22 protein-coding genes, 1 pseudogene and 1 other annotated feature (1 of these 24 only partly in view) are annotated in these 21,338 nt (G+C 41.3%); of the genes and pseudogenes, 18 read left to right on the top strand and 5 right to left on the bottom strand.

The window, feature by feature from the left end:
* Positions 1-76, top strand: a binding site (T-box leader); it begins 149 nt to the left of the window's first position.
* 53 nt (positions 77-129) lie between these two features.
* The 4 genes from thrS to ACP69X_RS15825 all read left to right on the top strand — a co-directional run bounded on the left by thrS (position 130) and on the right by ACP69X_RS15825 (position 4,714).
* Entirely contained in the window at positions 130-2,052 is a 1,923-nt protein-coding gene (gene thrS / locus ACP69X_RS15840; RefSeq protein WP_426052842.1) for a threonine--tRNA ligase, read from the top strand.
* A gap of 161 nt (positions 2,053-2,213) precedes the next feature.
* Positions 2,214-2,783 (top strand): hypothetical protein, encoded by a 570-nt coding sequence (locus tag ACP69X_RS15835; protein WP_269104067.1) that lies wholly within the window; start codon positions 2,214-2,216, stop codon positions 2,781-2,783.
* Between the two features lie 23 nt (positions 2,784-2,806).
* Positions 2,807-4,090, top strand: a complete 1,284-nt coding sequence (locus tag ACP69X_RS15830) for a hypothetical protein (protein WP_426052841.1) — start codon at positions 2,807-2,809, stop codon at positions 4,088-4,090.
* A 342-nt stretch (positions 4,091-4,432) separates the two neighbouring features.
* The gene (locus ACP69X_RS15825) at positions 4,433-4,714 is read left to right on the top strand and encodes a hypothetical protein (protein ID WP_041087297.1); all 282 of its coding nucleotides are present in this window, start codon (positions 4,433-4,435) and stop codon (positions 4,712-4,714) included.
* A gap of 85 nt (positions 4,715-4,799) precedes the next feature.
* On the opposite strand, the gene ACP69X_RS15820 is transcribed toward ACP69X_RS15825, so the two are convergent.
* The 3 genes from ACP69X_RS15820 to ACP69X_RS15810 all read right to left on the bottom strand — a co-directional run bounded on the left by ACP69X_RS15820 (position 4,800) and on the right by ACP69X_RS15810 (position 6,119).
* Positions 4,800-5,114, bottom strand: a complete 315-nt coding sequence (locus ACP69X_RS15820) for a DMT family transporter (protein ID WP_073978546.1) — start codon at positions 5,112-5,114, stop codon at positions 4,800-4,802.
* 1 nt (position 5,115) lies between these two features.
* Complete coding sequence (locus ACP69X_RS15815; RefSeq protein WP_024425239.1) at positions 5,116-5,460, bottom strand: DMT family transporter; 345 nt, start codon at positions 5,458-5,460, stop codon at positions 5,116-5,118.
* An 80-nt stretch (positions 5,461-5,540) separates the two neighbouring features.
* A complete protein-coding gene (locus ACP69X_RS15810; RefSeq protein WP_039183028.1) occupies positions 5,541-6,119 on the bottom strand; it encodes a TetR family transcriptional regulator in 579 nt (192 codons plus the stop codon).
* A 176-nt stretch (positions 6,120-6,295) separates the two neighbouring features.
* Here ACP69X_RS15810 and ACP69X_RS15805 point away from each other — a divergent pair, with 176 nt between their 5' ends.
* From ACP69X_RS15805 to ACP69X_RS15775, 7 genes are all read left to right on the top strand, one after another.
* Entirely contained in the window at positions 6,296-6,841 is a 546-nt protein-coding gene (locus ACP69X_RS15805; protein ID WP_073978543.1) for a VanZ family protein, read from the top strand.
* Complete coding sequence (locus ACP69X_RS15800; RefSeq protein ID WP_039177212.1) at positions 6,842-7,306, top strand: DUF6884 domain-containing protein; 465 nt, start codon at positions 6,842-6,844, stop codon at positions 7,304-7,306.
* A 158-nt stretch (positions 7,307-7,464) separates the two neighbouring features.
* Entirely contained in the window at positions 7,465-8,094 is a 630-nt protein-coding gene (locus tag ACP69X_RS15795) for a rhamnogalacturonan acetylesterase (RefSeq protein WP_041087393.1), read from the top strand.
* A gap of 152 nt (positions 8,095-8,246) precedes the next feature.
* Entirely contained in the window at positions 8,247-9,287 is a 1,041-nt protein-coding gene (locus ACP69X_RS15790; RefSeq protein WP_024425818.1) for an NAD(P)/FAD-dependent oxidoreductase, read from the top strand.
* A 69-nt stretch (positions 9,288-9,356) separates the two neighbouring features.
* Positions 9,357-10,961 carry a helix-turn-helix domain-containing protein gene (locus tag ACP69X_RS15785; RefSeq protein WP_426052840.1) on the top strand — a complete coding sequence of 535 codons (1,605 nt, stop codon included), beginning with the start codon at positions 9,357-9,359 and terminating at the stop codon, positions 10,959-10,961.
* A 110-nt stretch (positions 10,962-11,071) separates the two neighbouring features.
* Entirely contained in the window at positions 11,072-11,998 is a 927-nt protein-coding gene (locus ACP69X_RS15780) for an ABC transporter substrate-binding protein (RefSeq protein ID WP_426052839.1), read from the top strand.
* Between the two features lie 12 nt (positions 11,999-12,010).
* Positions 12,011-13,726: an ABC transporter ATP-binding protein gene (locus ACP69X_RS15775; protein WP_426052838.1), complete on the top strand. Its 1,716-nt coding sequence runs from the start codon at positions 12,011-12,013 to the stop codon at positions 13,724-13,726.
* A gap of 69 nt (positions 13,727-13,795) precedes the next feature.
* Here ACP69X_RS15775 and ACP69X_RS15770 read toward each other — a convergent pair.
* Positions 13,796-13,891, bottom strand: a pseudogene (locus ACP69X_RS15770) (YnfA family protein); the annotation flags it as partial.
* Between the two features lie 347 nt (positions 13,892-14,238).
* Between ACP69X_RS15770 and ACP69X_RS15765 the strand changes: the two are divergent.
* From ACP69X_RS15765 to ACP69X_RS15740, 6 genes are all read left to right on the top strand, one after another.
* Entirely contained in the window at positions 14,239-14,805 is a 567-nt protein-coding gene (locus ACP69X_RS15765) for an RNA polymerase sigma factor (protein ID WP_041087311.1), read from the top strand.
* Positions 14,802-15,548, top strand: a complete 747-nt coding sequence (locus tag ACP69X_RS15760; protein ID WP_073978538.1) for an anti-sigma factor — start codon at positions 14,802-14,804, stop codon at positions 15,546-15,548. Before ACP69X_RS15765 ends, ACP69X_RS15760 begins: the two co-directional genes overlap by 4 nt.
* 98 nt (positions 15,549-15,646) lie before the next feature.
* Positions 15,647-16,150, top strand: a complete 504-nt coding sequence (locus tag ACP69X_RS15755) for a hypothetical protein (RefSeq protein WP_073978535.1) — start codon at positions 15,647-15,649, stop codon at positions 16,148-16,150.
* A gap of 90 nt (positions 16,151-16,240) precedes the next feature.
* Positions 16,241-17,266 (top strand): zinc-binding alcohol dehydrogenase family protein, encoded by a 1,026-nt coding sequence (locus tag ACP69X_RS15750; protein ID WP_073978532.1) that lies wholly within the window; start codon positions 16,241-16,243, stop codon positions 17,264-17,266.
* The gene (locus ACP69X_RS15745; protein WP_041087317.1) at positions 17,263-17,790 is read left to right on the top strand and encodes a YfiT family bacillithiol transferase; all 528 of its coding nucleotides are present in this window, start codon (positions 17,263-17,265) and stop codon (positions 17,788-17,790) included. Before ACP69X_RS15750 ends, ACP69X_RS15745 begins: the two co-directional genes overlap by 4 nt.
* A 12-nt stretch (positions 17,791-17,802) precedes the next feature.
* A complete protein-coding gene (locus ACP69X_RS15740; RefSeq protein ID WP_041087319.1) occupies positions 17,803-18,090 on the top strand; it encodes a hypothetical protein in 288 nt (95 codons plus the stop codon).
* Positions 18,091-18,112: 22 nt separating this feature from the next.
* Here ACP69X_RS15740 and ACP69X_RS15735 read toward each other — a convergent pair whose 3' ends face one another.
* Complete coding sequence (locus tag ACP69X_RS15735; protein ID WP_024425228.1) at positions 18,113-18,592, bottom strand: MarR family transcriptional regulator; 480 nt, start codon at positions 18,590-18,592, stop codon at positions 18,113-18,115.
* Between the two features lie 169 nt (positions 18,593-18,761).
* On the opposite strand from ACP69X_RS15735, the gene mprF reads away from it, so the two are divergent.
* Entirely contained in the window at positions 18,762-21,332 is a 2,571-nt protein-coding gene (gene mprF / locus ACP69X_RS15730; protein WP_041087321.1) for a bifunctional lysylphosphatidylglycerol flippase/synthetase MprF, read from the top strand.
* The last annotated feature ends 6 nt before the right edge of the window (positions 21,333-21,338 follow it).

The raw sequence follows: 21,338 nt of genomic DNA, 5'->3' as shown, positions 1-21,338 counted from the left end.
ACGGCGCCAGAGCCATAAAGCGAATACGCGTTATGGGAATTTGGGTGGAACCACGGATTACACATTCGTCCCTCTATGAGGGATGGGTGTGTTTTTTTATTTCAAAAAAATAGGAAAGGTGTGTCAGTTATGAGAGAAAACATGGTGAAGATTCAATTTCCGGATGGAAAGATAAAGGAGTTTCCCGCAGGTACGACTGTTGCAGATGTTGCCTCCCATATTAGTCCGAGCTTAAGAAAAAAAGCAGTGGCGGGAAAGGTCAATGATCAAATGGTTGATTTAAGTGAAAAGTTAAACAGCGATGTTCGGCTGTCTATTGTCACACTTGATTCAAAAGAAGGGCTTGAAGTGCTGCGCCATACATCTGCACACGTATTAGCCCAGGCTGTGAAAAGGTTATATGACAATGTCACACTGGGGATCGGACCGGTCATTGAAAATGGATTTTACTACGATATGAAGCTCGATCAAACATTAAGCGTTGAGGATTTAGCAGGAATTGAAAAAGAGATGAAAAATATCATAAATGAGAATCATCCTATCCAAAGAAAAGAGGTCTCTTACAAAGAAGCTGAAGCGCTGTTTGCACATGATCCATATAAGCTGGATATTTTAAAAGGTTTACCCTCTCAAGAAGCCATCACAGTTTATCAGCAAGGAGAATTTGTAGATTTATGCCGCGGACCGCATGTACCTTCTACAGGGTACTTAAAGTCATTTAAACTAACACGTGTTGCAGGGGCTTATTGGCGGGGAGATAGCAATCAGGATGTCTTGCAGCGAGTGTATGGTGTAGCGTTTCAGCATACAAATCATCTAGCTGATTATCTTCATTTCATGGAAGAAGCAAATAAACGTGATCACCGGAAATTAGGGAAGCAGTTATCCCTCTTTATGTTTTCAGAAGAAGCGCCAGGCATGCCGTTTTATTTACCAAAAGGTCAGATTGTCAGAAATGAATTAATGGCCTTTTCAAGAGAAGTGCGAGGAAAAGCGCAATACGAAGAAGTGAGTACACCGTTTATGATGAACCAAGAGCTTTGGGAAAAGTCAGGGCACTGGGATCATTATCATGAAAATATGTATTTCTCAGAAGTAGACCAAACAAGCTTTGCTTTAAAACCGATGAACTGTCCGGGGCATATGCTCATGTTCAAAAACAGATTATATTCATACAGAGACCTTCCAATCAGAATGGCTGAGTTTGGTCAGGTGCATCGTCATGAATTTAGCGGAGCGTTAAATGGATTGTTCAGGGTCAGGACATTTTGCCAAGATGATGCTCACATTTTTTTAAGAGAAGATCAAATCGAAGCTGAAATCAAAGGGATTTTCCAATTAGTTGATCATGTGTATCGGACATTTGGGTTTGAGTATTCAGTCGAGCTATCCACTCGTCCAGAAAAAGCCTTAGGGGATGATGCCATTTGGGAAATATCCGAAACGGCACTAAAAAATGTGCTTGATCGTCTAAAGGTCGACTACCAGCTAAATGAAGGAGATGGGGCATTTTATGGCCCGAAGATCGATTTTCATATTAAAGATGCCCTGCAGCGGAGCCATCAGTGCGCCACGATTCAGCTGGATTTTCAAATGCCTGAGAAATTTGATTTAACATATATCAATGAAAAAAATGAAAAGGTACGGCCAGTTGTGATTCACAGCGCCATTTTTGGTTCTCTAGATCGTTTCCTTGGCATTCTCATTGAGCATTTTGCGGGTGTCTTTCCATTATGGCTAGCACCAGTACAAGTACAAATCATCCCAGTCTCAACTGTTCACCTTGATCACTGCTTAGAGGTGCAGCAGCAATTAAGAAGTATCGGAATAAGAGCAACAATCGATGAGCGGGATGAAAAACTTGGCTATAAAATGAGAGAAGCACAAATGCAAAAAATCCCTTATATCGCTGTCATTGGCGATACAGAAATGCAAGACAACACACTAAATATTAGACAGCACGGAGAAAAGACTTCAAAGCAGCTGTCTGTTGAGGATTTTAAACGTTTGGCAGCTGAGCAAATAAAAGACAGATCGGCTGCTCAGATATAATGTTACGAAGGATGAGACGACCATGAAATGATGGGCGTCTTTTCATTTGCAGAAAAACTGAATCTGCAATGGAAAGGGAAAATATTGAAACATTTTTTCGGTAAAATCGTAATAAAGATAGAGCGTTTAACAGAAACCTTTAAAACGGAGAGGAGTATTACATGGAACAAGCTGCACTGAAAAAGATGAGGACAAAACAAGTAGTTATCTCTAATTTACTATTCGGCGTGATGATCTTGATTTTTTTTATTTTGATTCAAAAAGTTGAGATTCAATTTACATATTTCTTTCTTTGTTTAGGAATCTTCATGCTCCTTCAAGGCATTTACGGCTTGATCAAAAAAGGATCAACAAAGTCTTTCATTCCCATTTTTGAGCAGGTAGCCATTTATGAAAAAGAGAAATTGGGGAAAGAGTGGGAGAAGGAACAGAGAATGGAGAACATTTGGAAATTGATATTGAGCGCGCTTATGTTCTTCCAATCATTTAGTTTTCAAACGTTACAAGATCCATTCTTTCATATAGAACCTAAGTTTCTCATTTTCTTATTTGTTATGGCTCTAGCCCTTATCAATATAAGCATGCTTTTTCGCTTTAGAAAAATCGACCGATCGACGGAAGCGCATGGATTAAAAGGCTTTACAAAGGAATCAAATATGCTGGCAATGGCTTTAGGAATATTATCAGCGATCGTCATATTCGGCTTTATCGTCATCTTTCTTCTTCCATAAAACTGAATTTTGAGGTGAAACAAATGAATGCAAACATACAACAACTGATCGATCAGACAAAGGCGAAATTTGGCTTAGATTTTTACTATCTAAAAAGACACAGTTTTCATCGCTACGTCAATATGTTCAATGAAACGGTTTATACATTGAATATGGAATGGTTTCCCTCTCATGAAGCTGAACCCGAGGACGATGATCTAAACCCGGACGGCACAGCTGTGATTGACGTGAATTTGAATACAGGCCAGATTGAAACGGTCATTTTTGTCATGGATAAAACCTTCGCGAAGAATGGTGTCACATTTAAGAGGCCTTATCCAGCTCATGCCATTCAATGGATTGAACAAGAAACAGGGTTGATTGATGGTGAGCATTTTCACTTGCATCAAAAGGAGAAAGGGGAACTTTTTTTCGAAGAAGCAATTGATGGTGTGAAAGTGATGCCTTCAGGTAGAATCGAGGTGAAATGGGATGAACATGGGCAGCTCATTCACTTTACACATCGAGGGCCATTTATGGCAAAAAAACGACTAAGAGCTGAAGAATATGTGCTTTCCATTGATAGGATCGAGGATTTAGCTCAGCAGCAAGTGCAGCGGTTTGATTGGCCGGCCTTCGAGCAGAATCGAATCCGCCCTATATATGCGTTAGAAGAAATTTATGTCAAGAACGATGGAACGGGAACGATACCATTTGAAATTGGGCGTGAAGAAACACATTGTATACACATGAATCAGGTCATGGAGTGGAATGAACCGTTAAACAAATCCTTTGAAAAAAAGGAAATCAATATAAACGAGGACATTACTGCTGAACAAGCCTTCTCACTAGAGCCTTCACCAGATACATTCCCGATCTCAAAAGAAGAGCAAGCTGAGTGTATCAAAGCGGTTCGCACCTTTTTGGCGCAAAAATATTCAAAGGATACAGGGAAGTGGGTGCTAAAAACACTCCACCGTGACCATGGCTACATCGAAGCGATATTAAAAACGAATGAGCAAGAAGGCTGTGGATTTATGGATAAGATCAAGGTCTTCATTGATGCCAGCACTTTTGAAGCCATTAATTACATAGATAAAAAAGAGATGTTTCAAGTATGCGGGATACTTAATCCATCTCAAACAGCTAGTGAAATCACCATATCTCAGAAAGAAGCCTTTGAAACATTGAGAGAACGCCTCGAACTTACACCCATCTACGTCTATGACGATGTGCAAAAACAATATATTTTATGCGGCAAGCTTGACTGTCATGATGGCGTTGATGCAGTGAGCGGCGAAGTTTTCTCTTTGACAGACCGTTCATAACTTCTAAAAGAACAGTGAGTAGCTGTTCTTTTTTGTCCTATTTTCCTCTTTTTAGAATAAAAATGGAATTTTGTAGAAGGAAGTTGTCGTTTCATCACGAAAGAAACAGATAAGAATATGATCATAGGTCCATCGGTTGGAATTCGTATTTCATATAGTAAACGTCATACATATTGAAAACCCATTGCAGTAAAGTTGATCTACAAATCTTTTAGTAGAAAAAATGAAATCATGTCTCTAGTAGTAAGCGAAACTACGCGGACTGAGATCATAGGATGAGTTGAACATGTTTGTTTTAGGTAAGCTTAAAGCTATAAATAGAAGAAAGTGAGGATATCTAACTTGAGTACATTGGAAGTGTTTCGTCAGTTTTTGGTTGACCATTATCCTGCGTTACAAGATGAGCTTTGGTTGCAAGATGTTGATACCCTTCGAATCTCTCCTATTCTTCATCCTTTTCTGAAAAGCAAGCTGCCAGAAGGAATCGAAAAATTCACTTGTGTCCTATTCACGCAGCAGACAGATCAAACCGCTGCACCGCTCAAAGTCTACCTTCTATTAGATGAATATGAGCAATCGCTTTACGCCATTGATTTGATGAATGAACAAATAGCGTTTCATTAATACAGAAGCAAAAAGCTGCTTGAGAGCTCCTCAGCAGCTTTTTTGATGAATATTAAATGGAAAATCAATTCCATTGCTTTTTCTATTATGCAAACAACTTCAGCCCAACCACACCAATCACAATCAGCAGCAGGCTGAGTATACGAATCAAGTTTTTCGGCTCTTTAAATAAAATCATATTAAACAAGACAGAGCCCGCCGTTCCAAGCCCGATCCAGACCGTATAAGCGACGGATACTTGAACGGAAGAAAACGAGGCGTATAAAAACAAAAAGGATAACGCAAACCCGCCGACAAATAAAATGCCTGTCGTGATTTGTTTTTTCTTACTAAACATATTGAGGCCAATGGTCCCGCCGATTTCGCAGGCAGAGGCTAACAGTACAAAAAACCAGCCCATGTTATACCGCTTCTCCTTTCTGCTCATGTGCATCTCCATCAGACACTTTCAGTCCAATAATTCCGAGAATTAAAATACCCATAAATAAGAGCTTTTCTAATGAAAATGAACCGCCAAACAGCGCATAATCCATCAAAGATGTCCCAATCGTTCCAACACCGGCAAACACGGCGTACACGGTTCCTGTCGGCAGCTTTTCACAGGCCTTCATTAAAAAATAAAAATCAACCGGGATCAGGCAGATAATGATGGCCCACTCCCACAATGCATCTGCTCTATTTAAACCAAACACCCAAAGTAATTCGAATAAACAAGTGAGTGCAACATACATCCAGCTTTTTTTCATTGTATTTCCTCCTAAAACTCAAAACTGACGATTCGTCATTTTAAAGCCAAAAAAGAGCGTACAGCAAGTGCTGTACTAAGTTAAGGTGTCTCTATGCCAAGTGCGTAAAGAAGAAATTGCTTCACCTCTCGCTTTTGAATCAGAACCTCTTCTGTATCTGTTTCCGTAAATAAGTACATTTGTTCAGCAGACGATTCGAGTAAACCAATAATGAATTTCGCCGCGTAATGACAGTTCAAATTCGCACGGACTCGTTTGTCCTGCTTTGCCTTTTCTAGAAAAGCAGCGACCCATTTGTAAATCGGCTCATAAATATCTTCCCATTCCTTTAAATGCTCGGTGGCGGCTAAGCCTGAGTAGGTCAGGGCAAGGACATCACGGTATTGCCTTGTAAAAGCGAAAATGAATTCAACAAGCGCATCTGCTTGATCGAGGACATCTGCATGCTGAGTGAATTCCTTTTCGATCGCAGGCACCATTTGAGCGATCAGATGTTCAGCGATGGCAGGCATGACGGAAAGCTTTGAAGGAAAATATAAATAAAACGTTCCTTGCGCTACTCCTGCTGCTTTCACAATATCCGAAATGGTCGTCTTTTCAATGCCTTTTTCTTTAAACGCATCAATCGCAGCAAGCATAATCTTTTCTCGTTTCGACATATCATCACCGACCTTAAATGACTGAATGTCATTCAGTTTAGCGAGAAAATGACGATTTGTCAATATGGTTTTCTCTTCATTGAATGTGAGAATAAGTGATGAATAGATGCGGGCAAGCCTGAATAAGCTGTAAATATGGTCAAGCATCATCATGTGAGAAAGGGGCAGCTCTCTGTATGACATCCAGTGCTATGTTTTCCATTGCTTATTTTCTCCTGCTCGTCCCGCTCTATTTACATATGAGATACAGACAGGCAAAAAAGCAACAGCGTTTTATCTATTTACGAACAGAATTGATCCTTGCCTGTCTGTTTATTTATACGAATGTTTTATTATATTTGACGGTCTTTCCAAATCGTTTTTCCGCCCCAAGGGATCAGGTGAGTGTGAATCTCATGCCTTTGCAGTCCATTTATCAAAATCTTCACGCTTACCATCACGGCTATCCCAATCTCGTCTTTTTAAATTTAGCAGGGAACATATTGTTATTTGTCCCACTCGGTTTTTTTCTTTATCAAGCCTTTCGAACCATGCGCTGGCAAAAGGCGGTTCTTGGCGGCTTTCTCCTGTCAACAATGATCGAAGTGCTCCAATGGATGTTCTCGCAATCTGGTATCATTACAAGAAGCAGCGATATTGATGATATTCTTTTAAATACACTTGGCACAGCGCTAGGCTGTATCATGTATCAGATCTATCGAAAAAGGAAGGAGAAAACCTGAGTGAAGCGAGTTTGTATCATTCCATGTGGCGCGAAGAAAATTTGGGACGTCGATCCAGAGGCAGGAAGCCAGCCAGCGAACCTTGTTTATTTAAGTCCCCTGCATCAGCGTACGAAAAGCTATGCTCAAACGTTCTTTTCAGACTGGATGATCTTATCAGCGAAGCACGGATTCTTAAAGGCAGATGATATCATACATGAAAATTATGATGTGGCTTTTGGTATACCGCATGCTAAACAGATCACACGAGAAGAACTGAGCCGGCAATTTCATCAAAAAAATCTTTTCGCATATGATGAACTGGTGGTACTAGGTGGGAAGAAATATCGAAAAGTGATCGACCCTTTATTACATCCTCATCAAAAAGCGAATTACCCGCTGGCTCCATATAAAGGAATTGGCTATATGCTTCAGGCGTTACATCAAGCAGTAGAATCAAAAATAGAACTTCCGCCGCATATTTAACACATTCACATCTACCGGTAAGCAGGGTTTTGATCATTAAAAAGAGAATAATTGAAATAGCGATGCTGATTGTTTCATATCTTTTCAGCAGCCACTAGGATGCCCGTATCGCTCGGGTGAAGTGGCTCAATGAAAAAGGGAGGCGTATGAACATGACAATGACAACCATCTATTTAGCTGGTGATTCGACCGTTTCATCTTATCCAGATCGTCCTGTTCAAGGAGGATGGGGAGAGTTTTTACACCGCTATACAGCGCACGGCGTTCACGTCGAGAATCGTGCCATTGGTGGAAGAAGCTCAAAAACATTCATTGAAGAAGGACGCCTTGATGACATATTGGCTGACATTCAGCCAGGAGACTGGCTTTTCACACAAATGGGGCACAATGATGCTTCAAAGGAGAAGCCTGAGCGCCATACAGATCCTTTCACAACGTATAAAAGCTACCTGTCTCAATATATTCATGGAGCAAGAGCAAAAGGGGCAACACCACTTTTACTCACCCCAGTCGGCCGTTTTCATGAAAAAGACGGAGAATATATCAATGATTTTCCTGATTACTGTGCCGCTATGAAAGAATTAGCCGATGAAGAAGAAGTTCTTCTCGTCGATTTAAATACCGCAAGTCTTCAGTTTTATCAAATTTCCGGCATAGAGAAAACGACCTCTTACTTTATGCTGTCAACAGGAATTGAGGATCGCACGCACTTTACAAAAGAAGGCGCAGATGCGATTGCAAGACTTGTTTCTCTTGAATTAAAAGACCTTGGTTTAACCATCGTGTGATAAATGACAGGACGAGTGAGTGCTCGTCCTGTTCTTTTTTGCAGAAAGCTATTGATTCCCTTCAATAGAGTAGACTACAATAGATACATATGATAATGAGAATCAATATCACTGGTAAATAGATCATTCGATGGGAAACTGGAGGGACTCAAATGACAGATCAGCTTGAATTGTTTGACGTCACCATTATTGGCGGCGGGCCAGCAGGTATGTACACCGCCTTTTATAGTGGGATGCGGGACTTAAAGACGAAGGTACTTGAGTACAACGAAAGCCTTGGCGGGAAAATCCTTCTGTATCCTGAAAAGGTCATTTGGGATGTCGGCGGTTTGCCGCCAACAAGAGGAGAACAGCTGATACAGCAGCTGGAAACACAGGCGAAAACATTTGAACCAGAGATTGCACTGAATCAAAAAATCACGTCATTCGAGCGAGATGAACATAATCATATCCTGCTGACGGCTGAAAATGGTGATCGTCATTTGACAAAGACCCTCATATTAGCGATGGGTCACGGCATTCCAGTTCAGCGGAAACTTGAAATTGAGCATGCAGACCGCTATGAAGTGACAAACCTTTATTACACTGTCCAGGAGCTCAAGACATTTGCAGGGAAGCGGGTTGTGATTTCTGGAGGCGGCGATTCAGCGGTTGACTGGGCCAATGCCCTTGCTCCGATTGCTGAAAGTGTCACCGTTGTGCATCGCCGTGACATGTTTGGCGGACATGAGAAAAACGTCGCCAATATGAAGGCAACTTGCAAACGAATTTTAACCCCGCATGAACTAACAGAGCTGCATGGTCAAGGTGACAAAATTGATGCCGTCACCATTCAAAACATAGAGACAGGTGAAAAAGAACGAATCGAAACAGATGCTGTGATCGTTAATCACGGGATGAAAGGCGATTTAAGCGTGCTATCAGAATGGGGTCTCAAGCAAGGTGAATGGGGACTGATCGAGGTTAATGAAAAAATGGAAACCAATTTACCGGGCGTCTATGCGGTAGGCGACTTGTGTACACATAAAAGCAAGGTCCGCTTAATTGCTGGTACATTTGTTGATGGAGTCAATGCGCTGAATAGCGCAAAGCTTTACATCGAACCAGAAGCCGAAAAAGTGGCATACGTTTCCTCTCATAATGAACGCTTTAAGGAGAAAAACAAAGAATTACAAACAGCTGGAGCTCGCTGATGAATATCCAGTCAAACATTGAAGTGCTAAAATTTTAGCACTTTTTTTATATGGAAGGAGAAAGAGAAAATGACAACCCGTACTCATACCATTCTGCGCATGAAAGAAAGTAAAGAGCGATCTCTTTCTGTCAAACAAACAGTCTCCTGGCATACATCTTTCCCTATGTTCTTGACATGCGACGGATCTGTGAGAATTGAAATGGAAGGATTGCAATATCAGCTAAACGCAAAAGACAGTATGTTGATCCGCTCAGGTATAAACGTAATGCTCCAATCGTTATCCAACGAACAGGTGGCGATTTATACGATCACATTTGATCAGTTTACCCTGGCAAATGATGCGCAAAATGAATTGGTTTTTAAGATGAGTTATGATGATCTGCCGGATAATGGAGCAATGGTCAAAGGCTCTGCCGTGCTGTTTTCTTACATCAAACAAATGAAGGTGAGTCATTGCATCCGAGAACAGGAGAAAAGGCTGGAGGACATCATGCACATTTTTCACCGTCAATCCAAGCCATACGCTGAGAAGGTGCATTATTCAATTGAAATGATTTTGCAGTATATGGCGCAGCATTATGAAAAAAAGCTTACGAGAAAAGACTTAGCCCATAAGATGGGTTTTCATGAGAGTTATTTTTCGACCTTTTTCAAACAAAGTATGGGACTGAGTGTGAGTGACTATATTGCACAAATTCGAATAGATGAAGCAAAAAAACGGCTTCTGCAAACAGATGATCAAATTCAAATGATTGCGCGGCAAGTGGGCTATACAGACAGTTTATATTTCAGCAGGAAATTCAGGCAGAAGACAGGAAGGTCCCCTAGTCAGTTCCGAAACAATCGAAGACCAGAGCGAATTGCTGCTTTTCAATTTGTCGGGTTATTGGGCGCGCTAGGCATTCGCCCTGTCTGCATTGACCAAGATACCTTTCTCCATTCAGATATACTCAAAGATCAGCTGGCCGGTACGCTGGTCATAGATGAACATACGCCTGATGACGTATTCAAATCACTTCAACTAGATTTAATCATTATTCCTAACTATTTTTATTCGAAGCCTGCGTTGATCAAGCGGTTGGAGCGAATTGCCCCTGTCCTTGTTCTGCCATATGCCGGTGGTCATGTTGTACAAGAGGTCTTAACTACAGGGCGCCTGTTAGGAAGAGAGAAAGAGGCAGTTGATTGGGTGAAACGCTTCGAACATCTGAGTCAAAAGGCAAGAAATGATCTATCTTCCTTTAGGGAAAAAGGAGAGACAGTGGCGATTTATGAAATGAGAGGACATGACAAAGTGTACATGTGGTCCTATGATGCTAGAGGTGCCTTCTACCTTTACGAAACGCTTGACTTAAAGCCTCCGAAGACGATTCTAGAAGAAGTTCTTCTCCCCAATCAACATACAGTCATTCCTTTAGAAAGGTTAAGAGAATACGAGGCGGATCACATGTTTTTTATTGTAGGTGTTGAACATGGGTGGTATGAACAAATGGATCAGCGGATGGAGGAAAGCGATGTTCTTCGTCAATTGTCCGCTGTGAAAAATGGAACCTTCTACCCATTAAAGCTAGAGGATTTGCGATTTGATGAAGGGGAGCGGGCTCTTCATTTGATTGACCGTTTTGTCTCCCGATTGACTGTGGCAGCCAATCCAACAATTGTCCATATGTAAGTTGCGAGAATCCTCCATAGACCACTTCGTATGAGGTTGGTAGAATACATGAGACTAGTAATTGATAACTATTCTCATTTGTATCTGGGAAATGAAGGAGGAATACTCATATGAAAAAGACATATTGGATATGTGCTGTCATCTTCATGCTGGTATTGTCAGCCTGTGGCAAAAAAGAAGAAGCCAAAACGGCAGAAACAGAGCAGCAAACGAAAACCATTGAGACTGTTAAAGGAAAAATCGACATTCCAGCAAACCCAAAACGCATTCTCATAGATGGATATTTAGGCAGTGCAATTGCATTGGATGTTCACCCTGTAGGTGCAACGACTCAAGATTTAAAGAATGTACACTTGAAGGACAAGATCAAAGGTATAGAGGACATTAGTGACGAGCGTTCAGCTGAAAAAGCACTCAGCTTAAAGCCTGATCTAATTATCACCGCAGTACAGGATGAAAAAGTCTATGATGTGTATAAAAAAATAGCACCAACACTCGTATATCCTTACAATTCATTCAAAGACGCACATGAAGAAATCACAACTTTGGCCAAGGTGTTAAACAAAGAAGAGGAAGGAAAGGCGTTTCTCGCCTCCTTTGACCAACGAATCGAAGCAGCTCGAAAAAAAGTAAAATCTGTATTAAAAGAGAATGAAACAGTTTCCATCATGGGCGCATTTAAAAATGATGTGTTTGTGTATGGCAACGGAATTTACCGAGGTGGACAAGCACTATATCAACAATTGAAAGTGAATCCGCCAAAAGAGGTCAAAGATACAATTCTAAACAGTAAAACAGGCTATGAGGTACTCTCCTATGAAACCCTTCCGAAATATGCAGGGGATTATATATTCATTGATGAATCCAATGGCGGGACATTTGATAAAAATAATTCCATCTGGAAGAGTTTAAAAGCTGTCAAAAAGGAACAGACCTATCAACTGGATGCAGATTTCTTTTGGCCTTATGATCCCATTGCAGTCATGAATCAAGCTGAAAAATTTGCTGATTTATTGACAGATTTATCTCATCATTAGGAGGTCTGTCAATTGTTTAAACGTTTTTTTTCATACTACAAACCCTATATGGGGCTGTTTATATTAGATTTTTCCTGTGCGGTACTGGCGGCCTTACTCGAACTATCCTTTCCGTTAGCCATTAGTAAAGTGATGGACGATTTACTGCCAAATGGTGATTGGGAAGCCATTTGGTTCTGGGGCAGTTTGCTGCTCATTTTATATGTCATCAGTTCCACCATGCATTACGTTGTGACTTATTTTGGCCATAAGCTGGGGATCAATATTGAGACCGATATGAGGAATCAACTATTCTCTCATGTACAAAGAATGTCCTTCCGTTTCTTTGACCAAAAGAAAACAGGCAAGCTCGTTTCCCGTATGACCAATGATTTAATGGATATTGGAGAGATGGCACATCACGGCCCAGAGGATTTATTTATCGCCATCATGACATTAACAGGCGCGTTTGGCCTCATGCTATCGATTAACTGGCAGCTTGCGGTTCTCACATTTATTGTCGTTCCATTCCTGATCGGATTATCTGTCTACTTTACGAAAAAAATGTCTGCTGCTTTTGATAAAATGTTTTCAAGCATTGGACAATTCCATTCCCGTGTGGAAAACAATATTAGCGGCATTCGTGTGGTGAAAGCATTCGGGAATGAGTCACATGAAATGGATCGGTTTATCGAGCATAACGAGCAGTTTAGAAAAACAAAACTGACCACATATCAAATGATGGCACTGCATACAGCAGTGAGTCATTTGCTCATTAAAAGTGTCACCGTATTTGGCCTCGTGTGCGGTGCATGGTTTGTGCTGCAAAAAAATATGACATATGGTGAATTTGTTTCGTTCGTGCTATTAACAGGTATTTTCTTAGGACCCATTCAGCAAATCAATGCAGTCATTGAAATGTATCCAAAAGGTGCAGCTGGCTTTAAACGATTCGCATCACTGATCGATCAAACACCTGATGAAAAGGATGATGAGGATGCAATCGAAGTCCATCAGTTAAAAGGGAATATCACTTTTGAGCATGTATCATTTCAATATGAACCAAACAAACCTGTGCTGCATGACATCAATCTTGAGGTCAAACAAGGAGAGAAAATTGCCATCGTCGGTCCATCTGGTGCCGGGAAATCGACCCTTTGCAATCTGCTTCCCCGTTTTTATGAATGGCAGGAGGGGAGCATTACAATTGATGGCATAGAAACGCGAAAGATGACACTTGCATCGCTGCGCGCACAAATTGGTGTCGTGCAGCAGGAGATTTATTTATTCCATGGGACGATACGTGAAAACATTCTATACGGCAAACTGAATGCATCTGAAGAAGAAATTTGGCAGGCAGTAGAGAAGGCTCAGCTGACGGACTTAGTCAATAGTTTGCCAAAAGGACTTGATACGATGATCGGTGAGCGCGGGATGATGTTATCTGGAGGACAAAAACAGCGTATCTCCATAGCACGTATTTTCTTGAAAAATCCGCCTATTTTCATTTTAGATGAGGCGACCTCTTCGCTTGATACTGAGACAGAGTCTTTTATCCAAGCATCATTAGAAGAGCTGGCTGAAGGACGAACGACCTTTATCATTGCCCATCGTTTAGCGACAATTCAGCATGCCGACCGCATTATTGTTCTCACAAAAGAAGGCGTAAAAGAGCAAGGAAAACATGAAGAGTTACTCAAAATAGATGGTCTGTACCGTCGTTTATACGAAACACAATTTAGAATGTAAGGTTCGAAAAGAAGACAAAGGGCTAAAATAAACATCATTTTAGCCCTTTTTGATGTTAGAAATTAACTGCGAGGGCTTTGCTTCACGGAGCCAAAGCCACACCAAATAGCCGCCGACAATTTCTGCTAAACCTGCTAATAAAAAAAGAACTATCGTCACCATCATATATAGACACTCCAATTTACACCCTATTATGACATGCGGAAACAATGCGTTCTACCTTAATTGAATGGAGAGGGAGACGAGATTTTTGCTAAATCAGCTGATTAGAGAGTGGTCACACATGGATGCTTGACTTTTTTACGATGAGTGATCCAAACGTTCTGTTATGTCGTAAAGTAAGTACATTCTCATGAGGAGCACACTTCCTTTTTCAGCGCTCTTTTTTTCTCCTTGAAAAAAGAGTAAAGTACAAGGTAGGCTTATTTCAGTAAATCGAGTGATAAGCAATACGTGAAGGATTTCATGATGGATGCGCATGCTCTTTCTCATGAAAAAGGAAGGAGATGACCATGGACACACTGAAAGATTTTGAGCTGTATCACAAGATCAAATATGATCGTCACAAGCCCTCGCTTGAAGTGCTGTACGATCGCTATGAACGTGTATTATATTCGTTTATTTATAAAATGACTGGAAACCGTGAGCTCGCGGAGGAAGTGCTTCAAGAGGTCTTTATCAAGCTCTGGCGCGGCATAGGAGAATATCATACGGATAAAGGGAAATTCTCCTCGTGGTTATTCATGATGTCACGCAACACGGCCATTGATCTCTTAAGAAAGCACCGGAATGAAACGGCTTTGGAAGATGAACATATTGAATATTTAGCCGATCATCAAGAAGATGTATCAAAAGAAGTGGAATGGAACGAGGAAAAACAAATCATACGTGAAGCAGTATCTACATTGTCAAAAGAACAGCAAACCATCATAGAAGATGTCTATTTTAAAGGGATGACACAAAAGAGCATCGCGGAAAAGCTGGGCATCCCTATTGGTACGGTAAAGGGAAGGGTTCGGTTGTCATTGAAGCATTTGCGATCAAAACTGTCTCGCGGAGGAAAGGAGGAAGAGGCATGACTCAGTGTAAACATCAAGTGATTGATTATTTCAACGGGCATTTACAAGGAGAAGAAAAAACGCAATTTGAAGAGCACATCAAGCACTGCCCAGCTTGCAAAGAAGAGCTTGAAGAATTGACAGCGCTCATGTCTGACATTCCACTTCTAGCCGAAGACCAAACACCTCCGGCAGGGATGAAAGACCGTATTTTATCCCAGGTGTTTGAAGAAGAGACAGTTGAAGAAAACAATAGCGATAGAATAGAGCTCAAGGCTGCACCTGAGCCAAACGAAATCAAACCGCTGCAAAAGAAACGAAACCAGTGGCTCTTACCGCTCGTTGCCGCACTGCTTCTCATTTCAGCAGCTGGAAATGTGTATTTCTTATCGAATGGAAAACAGCAGGCGGAAGAGCCTGTTAGGGTTGTTGCCACAAAATCACTGGCTTCTGCCGCATCACCAAAAACGACAGGTGCTTTTTCAGTGATAGAGCATAACGGCAAAAAAGAACTTGTTGTGAGTGCAGACGGCTTAAAGGGTCAGCTTGATTCATCTGCTGTTTATCAAGTGTGGCTCATTAAAGGAGATCAGCCGGTGCCAGCTGGTGCTTTTAAAACAGATAACAAAGGGGAAGGAACCGTCACCTATGCGTTATCTGAAAAAGAAGCAAGCGAATCATGGGATACCGTGGCTGTTACCCTGGAACCAAAAAAGGATAACAAGCTTCCGCAAGGTCCAGTCGTACTAAGCGCTGCTTTTTAAGTTTGATTCATCAAGGATGCCTTTTTAGGGGTATCCTTTTTTATAGGTTTGGGAAACTTTTCGGCAAATGAAACGTAGTACATATGGAGGTGAAACAGATGAAAACATCTATAGAAAAAGTCCTATTTCTCTTATCAGTCAGACACGCATTGATTGCCAGTTATTTTTTAGTGCTTCCGTTCGTTGCACAAGTCCTTTATACACCATCACCTTTATTGATCGTCCTCATCGCTCTTTTTATGATTCATAATCTAACAGAAAGTATCATTTGGTTTTACAAATCGAGAAAGATTAGAAAGCACCAGTCTGGTGATTTATCAAAACGCGGGCATGTCTTTAGCCAGCTCGTGCAAAGACTTGAACAGCTCCTCATCGTCGGTTTTGTGATTCTTTTGATCAATGAATGGATACAGGGAAGAGTAGATATAACTACTCTCTCATTCACTCTTTTTCTATTAATCATCGTTTTTCTGCAGCACATTCAGTTTTACTACGTTCAGTTATTTTTTAAATCCAACAGCTGGTTCACTTATGTTCCTTCTTTGCAAAAGGCACGTCCTTCATACATGTCAAGAGAACGAAAGGCCCTGAAAAGGTCATAAATGTGCCATCACTCGTTTGATCCAGCCATAAACATCAGAAAATTATGATAAAATGTGGAAAGAAAGAATGGAGAAAGGGAGTGCGAGCGAGTGAAAGCAGTTGGACTATTGGAGTATTTGCCGATTGAGCATGAGCAAAGCCTGATGGATGAAGAGGTTGAAAAGCCTAAAGCGTCTGGCAGGGATGTACTGGTGAAGATAGAGGCTGTGTCCGTGAATCCAGTTGATACAAAGGTGAGATCACCGAAGGATCAGAAGGAAGAAAAACTGAAAATCCTTGGCTATGATGCAAGCGGTACGGTTGTTGAAGTGGGCGAAGCGTGTACATTATTTCAGCCAGGCGATCACGTATACTATGCTGGAGATATTACGCGTCAAGGCTCGAATAGTGAATACCAGCTTGTGGATGAGCGTATTGTGGCGAAAAAGCCTGCTAATCTATCCTTTGCAGAAGCAGCAGCGATGCCCCTTACAACAATTACGGCTTATGAGGCTTTATTTGACCGGATGCATATGAAGCGGAATGCAGAAGGCTCAACCTTGCTGATCATTGGGGGTGCAGGCGGGGTTGGTTCTATTGCCATTCAACTAGCCAAATTAGCGAAGGCAACTGTGATCGCAACCGCATCAAGACCAGAAACAAAAGAGTGGTGTCTGTCATTAGGTGCCGATCATATCATTGATCATCATCAGCCGCTTCTCGCGCAGCTCGAGGAAAAAGGAATCGGCGAAGTGGATTTTATTTTATGCTTAAATGATACAGATGGACATTTCAAAGGCATGGCAGAAGCCATCAAACCGCAAGGCACGATCTGTACCATTGTCGAGAACAAGCACAACCTAGACATTCAGTTACTCAAAAATAAAAGTGCGGCATTTGTATGGGAATTCATGTTCACACGTCCTATGTATGAAACAGCGGACATGATCAAACAGCATGAGCTTTTGACAGAGGCGAGTGAGTTATTTGAGCAAGGAAAGATAACGCATACCTTAACAAAGGTTCTCAGTCCGATCAATGCTGCTAACTTGAAGCAGGCACATCAAACACTTGAGCAAGGAAAGATGATTGGAAAATTTGTGCTTGAAGGATTTGAGAGAGGAGAGAACGTATGACGTCATTACAATATCCGATTGGCTTATATGAACCAGTAGAAACAAAAACGAAAGCACAGCTGGAAGCATGGATTGATGAGCTGGCTGCAATCCCTGAAGAGTATGAAGCAGTGACTGCACCGTTGACAGATGCTCAGCTTGATACACCTTATCGGCCGGGAGGATGGACTGTTCGTCAGCTCATTCACCACGTAGCAGACAGCCATCTGAATGCATACTTACGATTCAAACTTGCTCTCACAGAAGATACACCGGACATACGTCCATATGATCAGGAGGGATTTGCCTCACTTCCTGATAGCAAGGCGCCCATCAGTTTATCCCTGCCTTTGATCAGCAGTCTGCATCGAAGGTGGGTCACTTTACTGCGGGGAATGTCAGAGGAAGACTTCAACGCTTCTTATTATCACCCTGCCGATCAACAAACAGTGTCCTTATATGATGCAACGGGAATGTACGTCTGGCATTCAAAGCATCACCTTGCCCATATTACGGAATTAATCAAAAGAAATCAGTGGAAGTAAAGGAGTAAACGCATGTCTGGTAGAAGAATTGTCGGCGCCATGTTTATCTGTATGGCGGCATTGTTTTATATAGCGAAATATGTTCTTTTTGAGATTCATTTTTTTAGAACGAGCTTTGATGATGAGGTCAGTAAATTTCAGCTTCTTGAAGAAGTGCTTCCTGGCGGTACGTGGATCAGTATCTTTTTTCTCATCATCGGCTTAGCCTATCTTTTATGGGATGATAGGGAAGTCATTCGTAAAAATCTTGTCACCCCAGATCGACAAGTAGAAGAAACAAAAAAGACGGACCTCAAGTGACCGTCTTTTTCCCTTTTCATGTTTAGCCGCGTTCAGGACGCAGTGCTTTTTCTAAGATAGCAAGGCCTTCATTGACTTTTTCTTTTTCCTCGTCATTGAGCCGCTGCAGGGAATTTTTGATTTTTTCGTGTCCTTTTTGATAAATACTTCTGAAAATATTTTTCGCTTCCTCTGTCAGCTCTACGACAATGATTCTCCGGTCACGCTCAGAGTGCTTTCGCACGACAAAGTTAGACTGTTCTAACCGGTCAAGCAGACCTGTCATATTGGACAAAGAAGCGCCCATTTTTTCAGCGATTTCGGATACTTTGAGAGAGCCATGGTTATTGAGCAGCATGAGCACCTTCATTTGAGGCATACTCATATCAAGCTTCATCCATTCAGAAACATCTCCAAGACCTGCAGCTGTGAGCACTTTCATATAAAGAACCCATGTCTTTTTTTCCTCTGGAGATAGAATCTCTTCTTTTAATACGGTGGTGTCATGAATATTATATTCCACGCTTGTTCACTTCCTTTAAGCGGCTCTTTTTCTTTATATTACTGATTTTTACTTCTAATTGAAAGGTTCGTCAAGCTTTTGAATGTTAAACTGCATGAATCAAGTGGTATTTGTTGTATAATAATGTTCAGTTGAAATAATTGAAGCAACCTAGAAAGTTGGGAAAAACATGTGGAACAAAAAAACGGGTATGACGATCTTAAAAATGCTTTTTCCGATCGTGATTATCCTTGTCTTGATCTTTGTCGCGAAGCAGGAGCTAAGCGGACTTTCCATTAAAAAGACGTTTTATATTATTGACAGCTTGAACCGAATGGACTTGTTTATTCTTGTCTTTCTTGGACTAGTCGCGGTTTTATCGATGTCCTTATATGATTTTATTTTACGAAAAAGCCTGAATATGCCGATCAGCGGCTGGAAAACGATACGCATTTCCTGGATTGCAAACTCCTTTAACAGTGTTCTTGGATTTGGCGGTCTATCAGGAGCAGGGCTTAGAACGCTTCTCTATAAGGAGTACATAACAGATACGAAAAAACTGCTGAAAGGCATTGCCCTTTTGACTTCCTCTGTCCTTTTGGGCTTATCTATTTTCAGTGATCTGATCTTGGTCAGGGTGCTTCCTGTTGAAAGTATTATCAGCCAGGAGCCGTGGCTATGGGCATTTGTCATTATCTTTGCCTGTATTGTACCAATATATATCGTCATGGCATCCATTCGAAAAAGCTCGATTGAGAGCGGTGAAAATGGACTGAAGCATCCAATTTACGCTTATATCGGTGCATCGTTTTTAGAATGGCTGGCAGCTGGACTTGTTATGTACATGGCTGTCGTCTCTATGGGGATGAATGTCGATGTCCGAATTGTATTAGGTGTATTTGCGATTGCATCAATTGGTGGTTTAATCAGTATGGTTCCGGGCGGATTTGGTTCGTTTGACCTCATCTTTTTACTGAGCATGCAGTACATTGGTTTTGATAAAGAGATGGTGCTGACGGCGCTCGTCTTGTACCGCTTCGTGTACTCAATCTTCCCGTTTATCCTAGGGCTTTGTCTAGCTGCTTACGATTTAACGGGCACGACGCTTAGACGTCTTGAAGGCAATCCGAAAATGGCACCTGCCATTGAAACAACGAACGTTTTAATTGTTTTACACCGTGCTTTATTAATCCGTTTATTGTACGGATCATTATCGATTTTAACCTTTGGGAGCGGCTTGCTTATCATGGCGTCTGTTGTGCTTCCGGTCGATCGATTAGGTGTGATTACCAGCATTCCACGCTTTCTGTTATCGGGATTTAATGGTCTTTCTTTAATGTTCGGAATCATTCTGATGATTTTGTCCATTGAAGTGTATAAAAGAACGAAAAGATCGTACGTGCTGACAATGATCTCCTTAGCAGGCGGTTTTGTGTTTACTTTGTTAAAGGGATTTAACCTCAGTCTGATCTTTATTTTGCCAGTCATCATGGCTGTGTTTTTCTCTCTTCGAAATCAATTTGTGAAGCAGCAGGCACCTTATTCTTTGAACCAGTTTGTGGCGGCTGCCGCTGGATATTTACTCGTGCTCTTTAACTATAATGTCATTGGCAACTTTATTTGGACAAAAATCGGGCATTTCTTGAGTAAGGATTACTTGGTGCATAATGAACGGCATATCACGATGACAAGCATGATTGCTCTCATCGGTGTCCCGCTTTTCTTCTTCATTAGTAAATTGATTTTTAATAAGAAAGCATTTCCGATTGGAGAAAAAGCAGATGAGGAAAAATTAAAAACATTTTTAGAAGAAAAGGGCGGAAATGCCCTCAGTCATCTTGGTTTTTTAGGCGACAAAAAACTATTTTTCTCAAGTGATGGAGAAGCGATGCTTCAGTTTGGACGAATTGGCCGCTGCGTCATTGTGCTCGGAGATCCATCTGGACGTGAGGCGTCTTATCCGCTTGTACTTGAAGAGTTTTTACAGGAGACAGAAAAAGCCGGCTACCGCGTCGCTTTTTATCAAGTAGAACGAGAAGGAATGGCTCTTTATCATGACTTAGGCTTTCACTTCTTTAAGCTTGGGGAAGAAGCCATGGTCGATTTAGAAACGTTTACTCTGTCAGGTAAGAAAAAATCAAATTTACGAGCTGTGGCGAATAAATTTGAACGAGAAGGCTACACCTTTGAAATGCTGGAACCTCCTTTTTCAGATGAGTTGATCTCAACCTTAAAACAAATCTCTGACAGCTGGCTCGGAAAGAAGAAAGAAAAAGGGTTTTCGCTCGGTTATTTTCAAGAAGACTATCTTCAAAAAGCGCCGATTGCAATTCTAAAGGATGAACAAGGACAGATCATTTCCTTTGTATCATTGATGCCGATGTATCAAGAAGGGGAGATTTCCATCGATTTAATGCGTCATATGCATGATGCACCGAACGGGATGATGGATGCGCTGTTTATCCACCTGTTTCAATGGGCGAAAGAAAAAGGCTACAAATCGTTTAACATGGGAATGGCACCTTTATCGAATGTGGGGACGTTCCATCAGTCCTTTCTCACGGAGCGTTTGGCGAGTGTTATTTTCAACAATGTCAGATATATGTACAGCTTCAGCGGTTTACGGTCGTTTAAACAGAAATATAAGCCTGAATGGCGTGGGAAATATTTAGCGTATAAAAAAAATACGTCACTGCCTGTCACAATGGTGCTTGTCACCAAGCTGATTGGGACGGACCCAAATCGAAATCGGCGTCGATAAACCAAA

This window comes from Bacillus sp. DC4300-2b2, assembly GCF_049895685.1.
GTDB classification, from domain to species: domain Bacteria; phylum Bacillota; class Bacilli; order Bacillales; family Bacillaceae; genus Bacillus; species Bacillus safensis.
Note: the sequence above shows the minus strand (reverse complement) of the source record. Positions and strands in the feature narration are given on the sequence as shown.

Coding starts and splice junctions, on each gene's coding strand:
- ACP69X_RS15815 (WP_024425239.1), bottom strand. CDS start 5,460: ATGAAAAAAAGCTGGATGTATGTTGCACTCACTTGTTTATTCGAATTA.
- ACP69X_RS15780 (WP_426052839.1), top strand. CDS start 11,072: ATGAAAAAGACATATTGGATATGTGCTGTCATCTTCATGCTGGTATTG.
- ACP69X_RS15785 (WP_426052840.1), top strand. CDS start 9,357: ATGACAACCCGTACTCATACCATTCTGCGCATGAAAGAAAGTAAAGAG.
- ACP69X_RS15810 (WP_039183028.1), bottom strand. CDS start 6,119: ATGTCGAAACGAGAAAAGATTATGCTTGCTGCGATTGATGCGTTTAAA.
- thrS (WP_426052842.1), top strand. CDS start 130: ATGAGAGAAAACATGGTGAAGATTCAATTTCCGGATGGAAAGATAAAG.
- ACP69X_RS15765 (WP_041087311.1), top strand. CDS start 14,239: ATGGACACACTGAAAGATTTTGAGCTGTATCACAAGATCAAATATGAT.
- ACP69X_RS15835 (WP_269104067.1), top strand. CDS start 2,214: ATGGAACAAGCTGCACTGAAAAAGATGAGGACAAAACAAGTAGTTATC.
- ACP69X_RS15755 (WP_073978535.1), top strand. CDS start 15,647: ATGAAAACATCTATAGAAAAAGTCCTATTTCTCTTATCAGTCAGACAC.
- ACP69X_RS15820 (WP_073978546.1), bottom strand. CDS start 5,114: ATGGGCTGGTTTTTTGTACTGTTAGCCTCTGCCTGCGAAATCGGCGGG.
- ACP69X_RS15830 (WP_426052841.1), top strand. CDS start 2,807: ATGAATGCAAACATACAACAACTGATCGATCAGACAAAGGCGAAATTT.
- ACP69X_RS15745 (WP_041087317.1), top strand. CDS start 17,263: ATGACGTCATTACAATATCCGATTGGCTTATATGAACCAGTAGAAACA.
- ACP69X_RS15795 (WP_041087393.1), top strand. CDS start 7,465: ATGACAACCATCTATTTAGCTGGTGATTCGACCGTTTCATCTTATCCA.
- ACP69X_RS15790 (WP_024425818.1), top strand. CDS start 8,247: ATGACAGATCAGCTTGAATTGTTTGACGTCACCATTATTGGCGGCGGG.
- ACP69X_RS15740 (WP_041087319.1), top strand. CDS start 17,803: ATGTCTGGTAGAAGAATTGTCGGCGCCATGTTTATCTGTATGGCGGCA.
- ACP69X_RS15760 (WP_073978538.1), top strand. CDS start 14,802: ATGACTCAGTGTAAACATCAAGTGATTGATTATTTCAACGGGCATTTA.
- mprF (WP_041087321.1), top strand. CDS start 18,762: ATGTGGAACAAAAAAACGGGTATGACGATCTTAAAAATGCTTTTTCCG.
- ACP69X_RS15805 (WP_073978543.1), top strand. CDS start 6,296: ATGACATCCAGTGCTATGTTTTCCATTGCTTATTTTCTCCTGCTCGTC.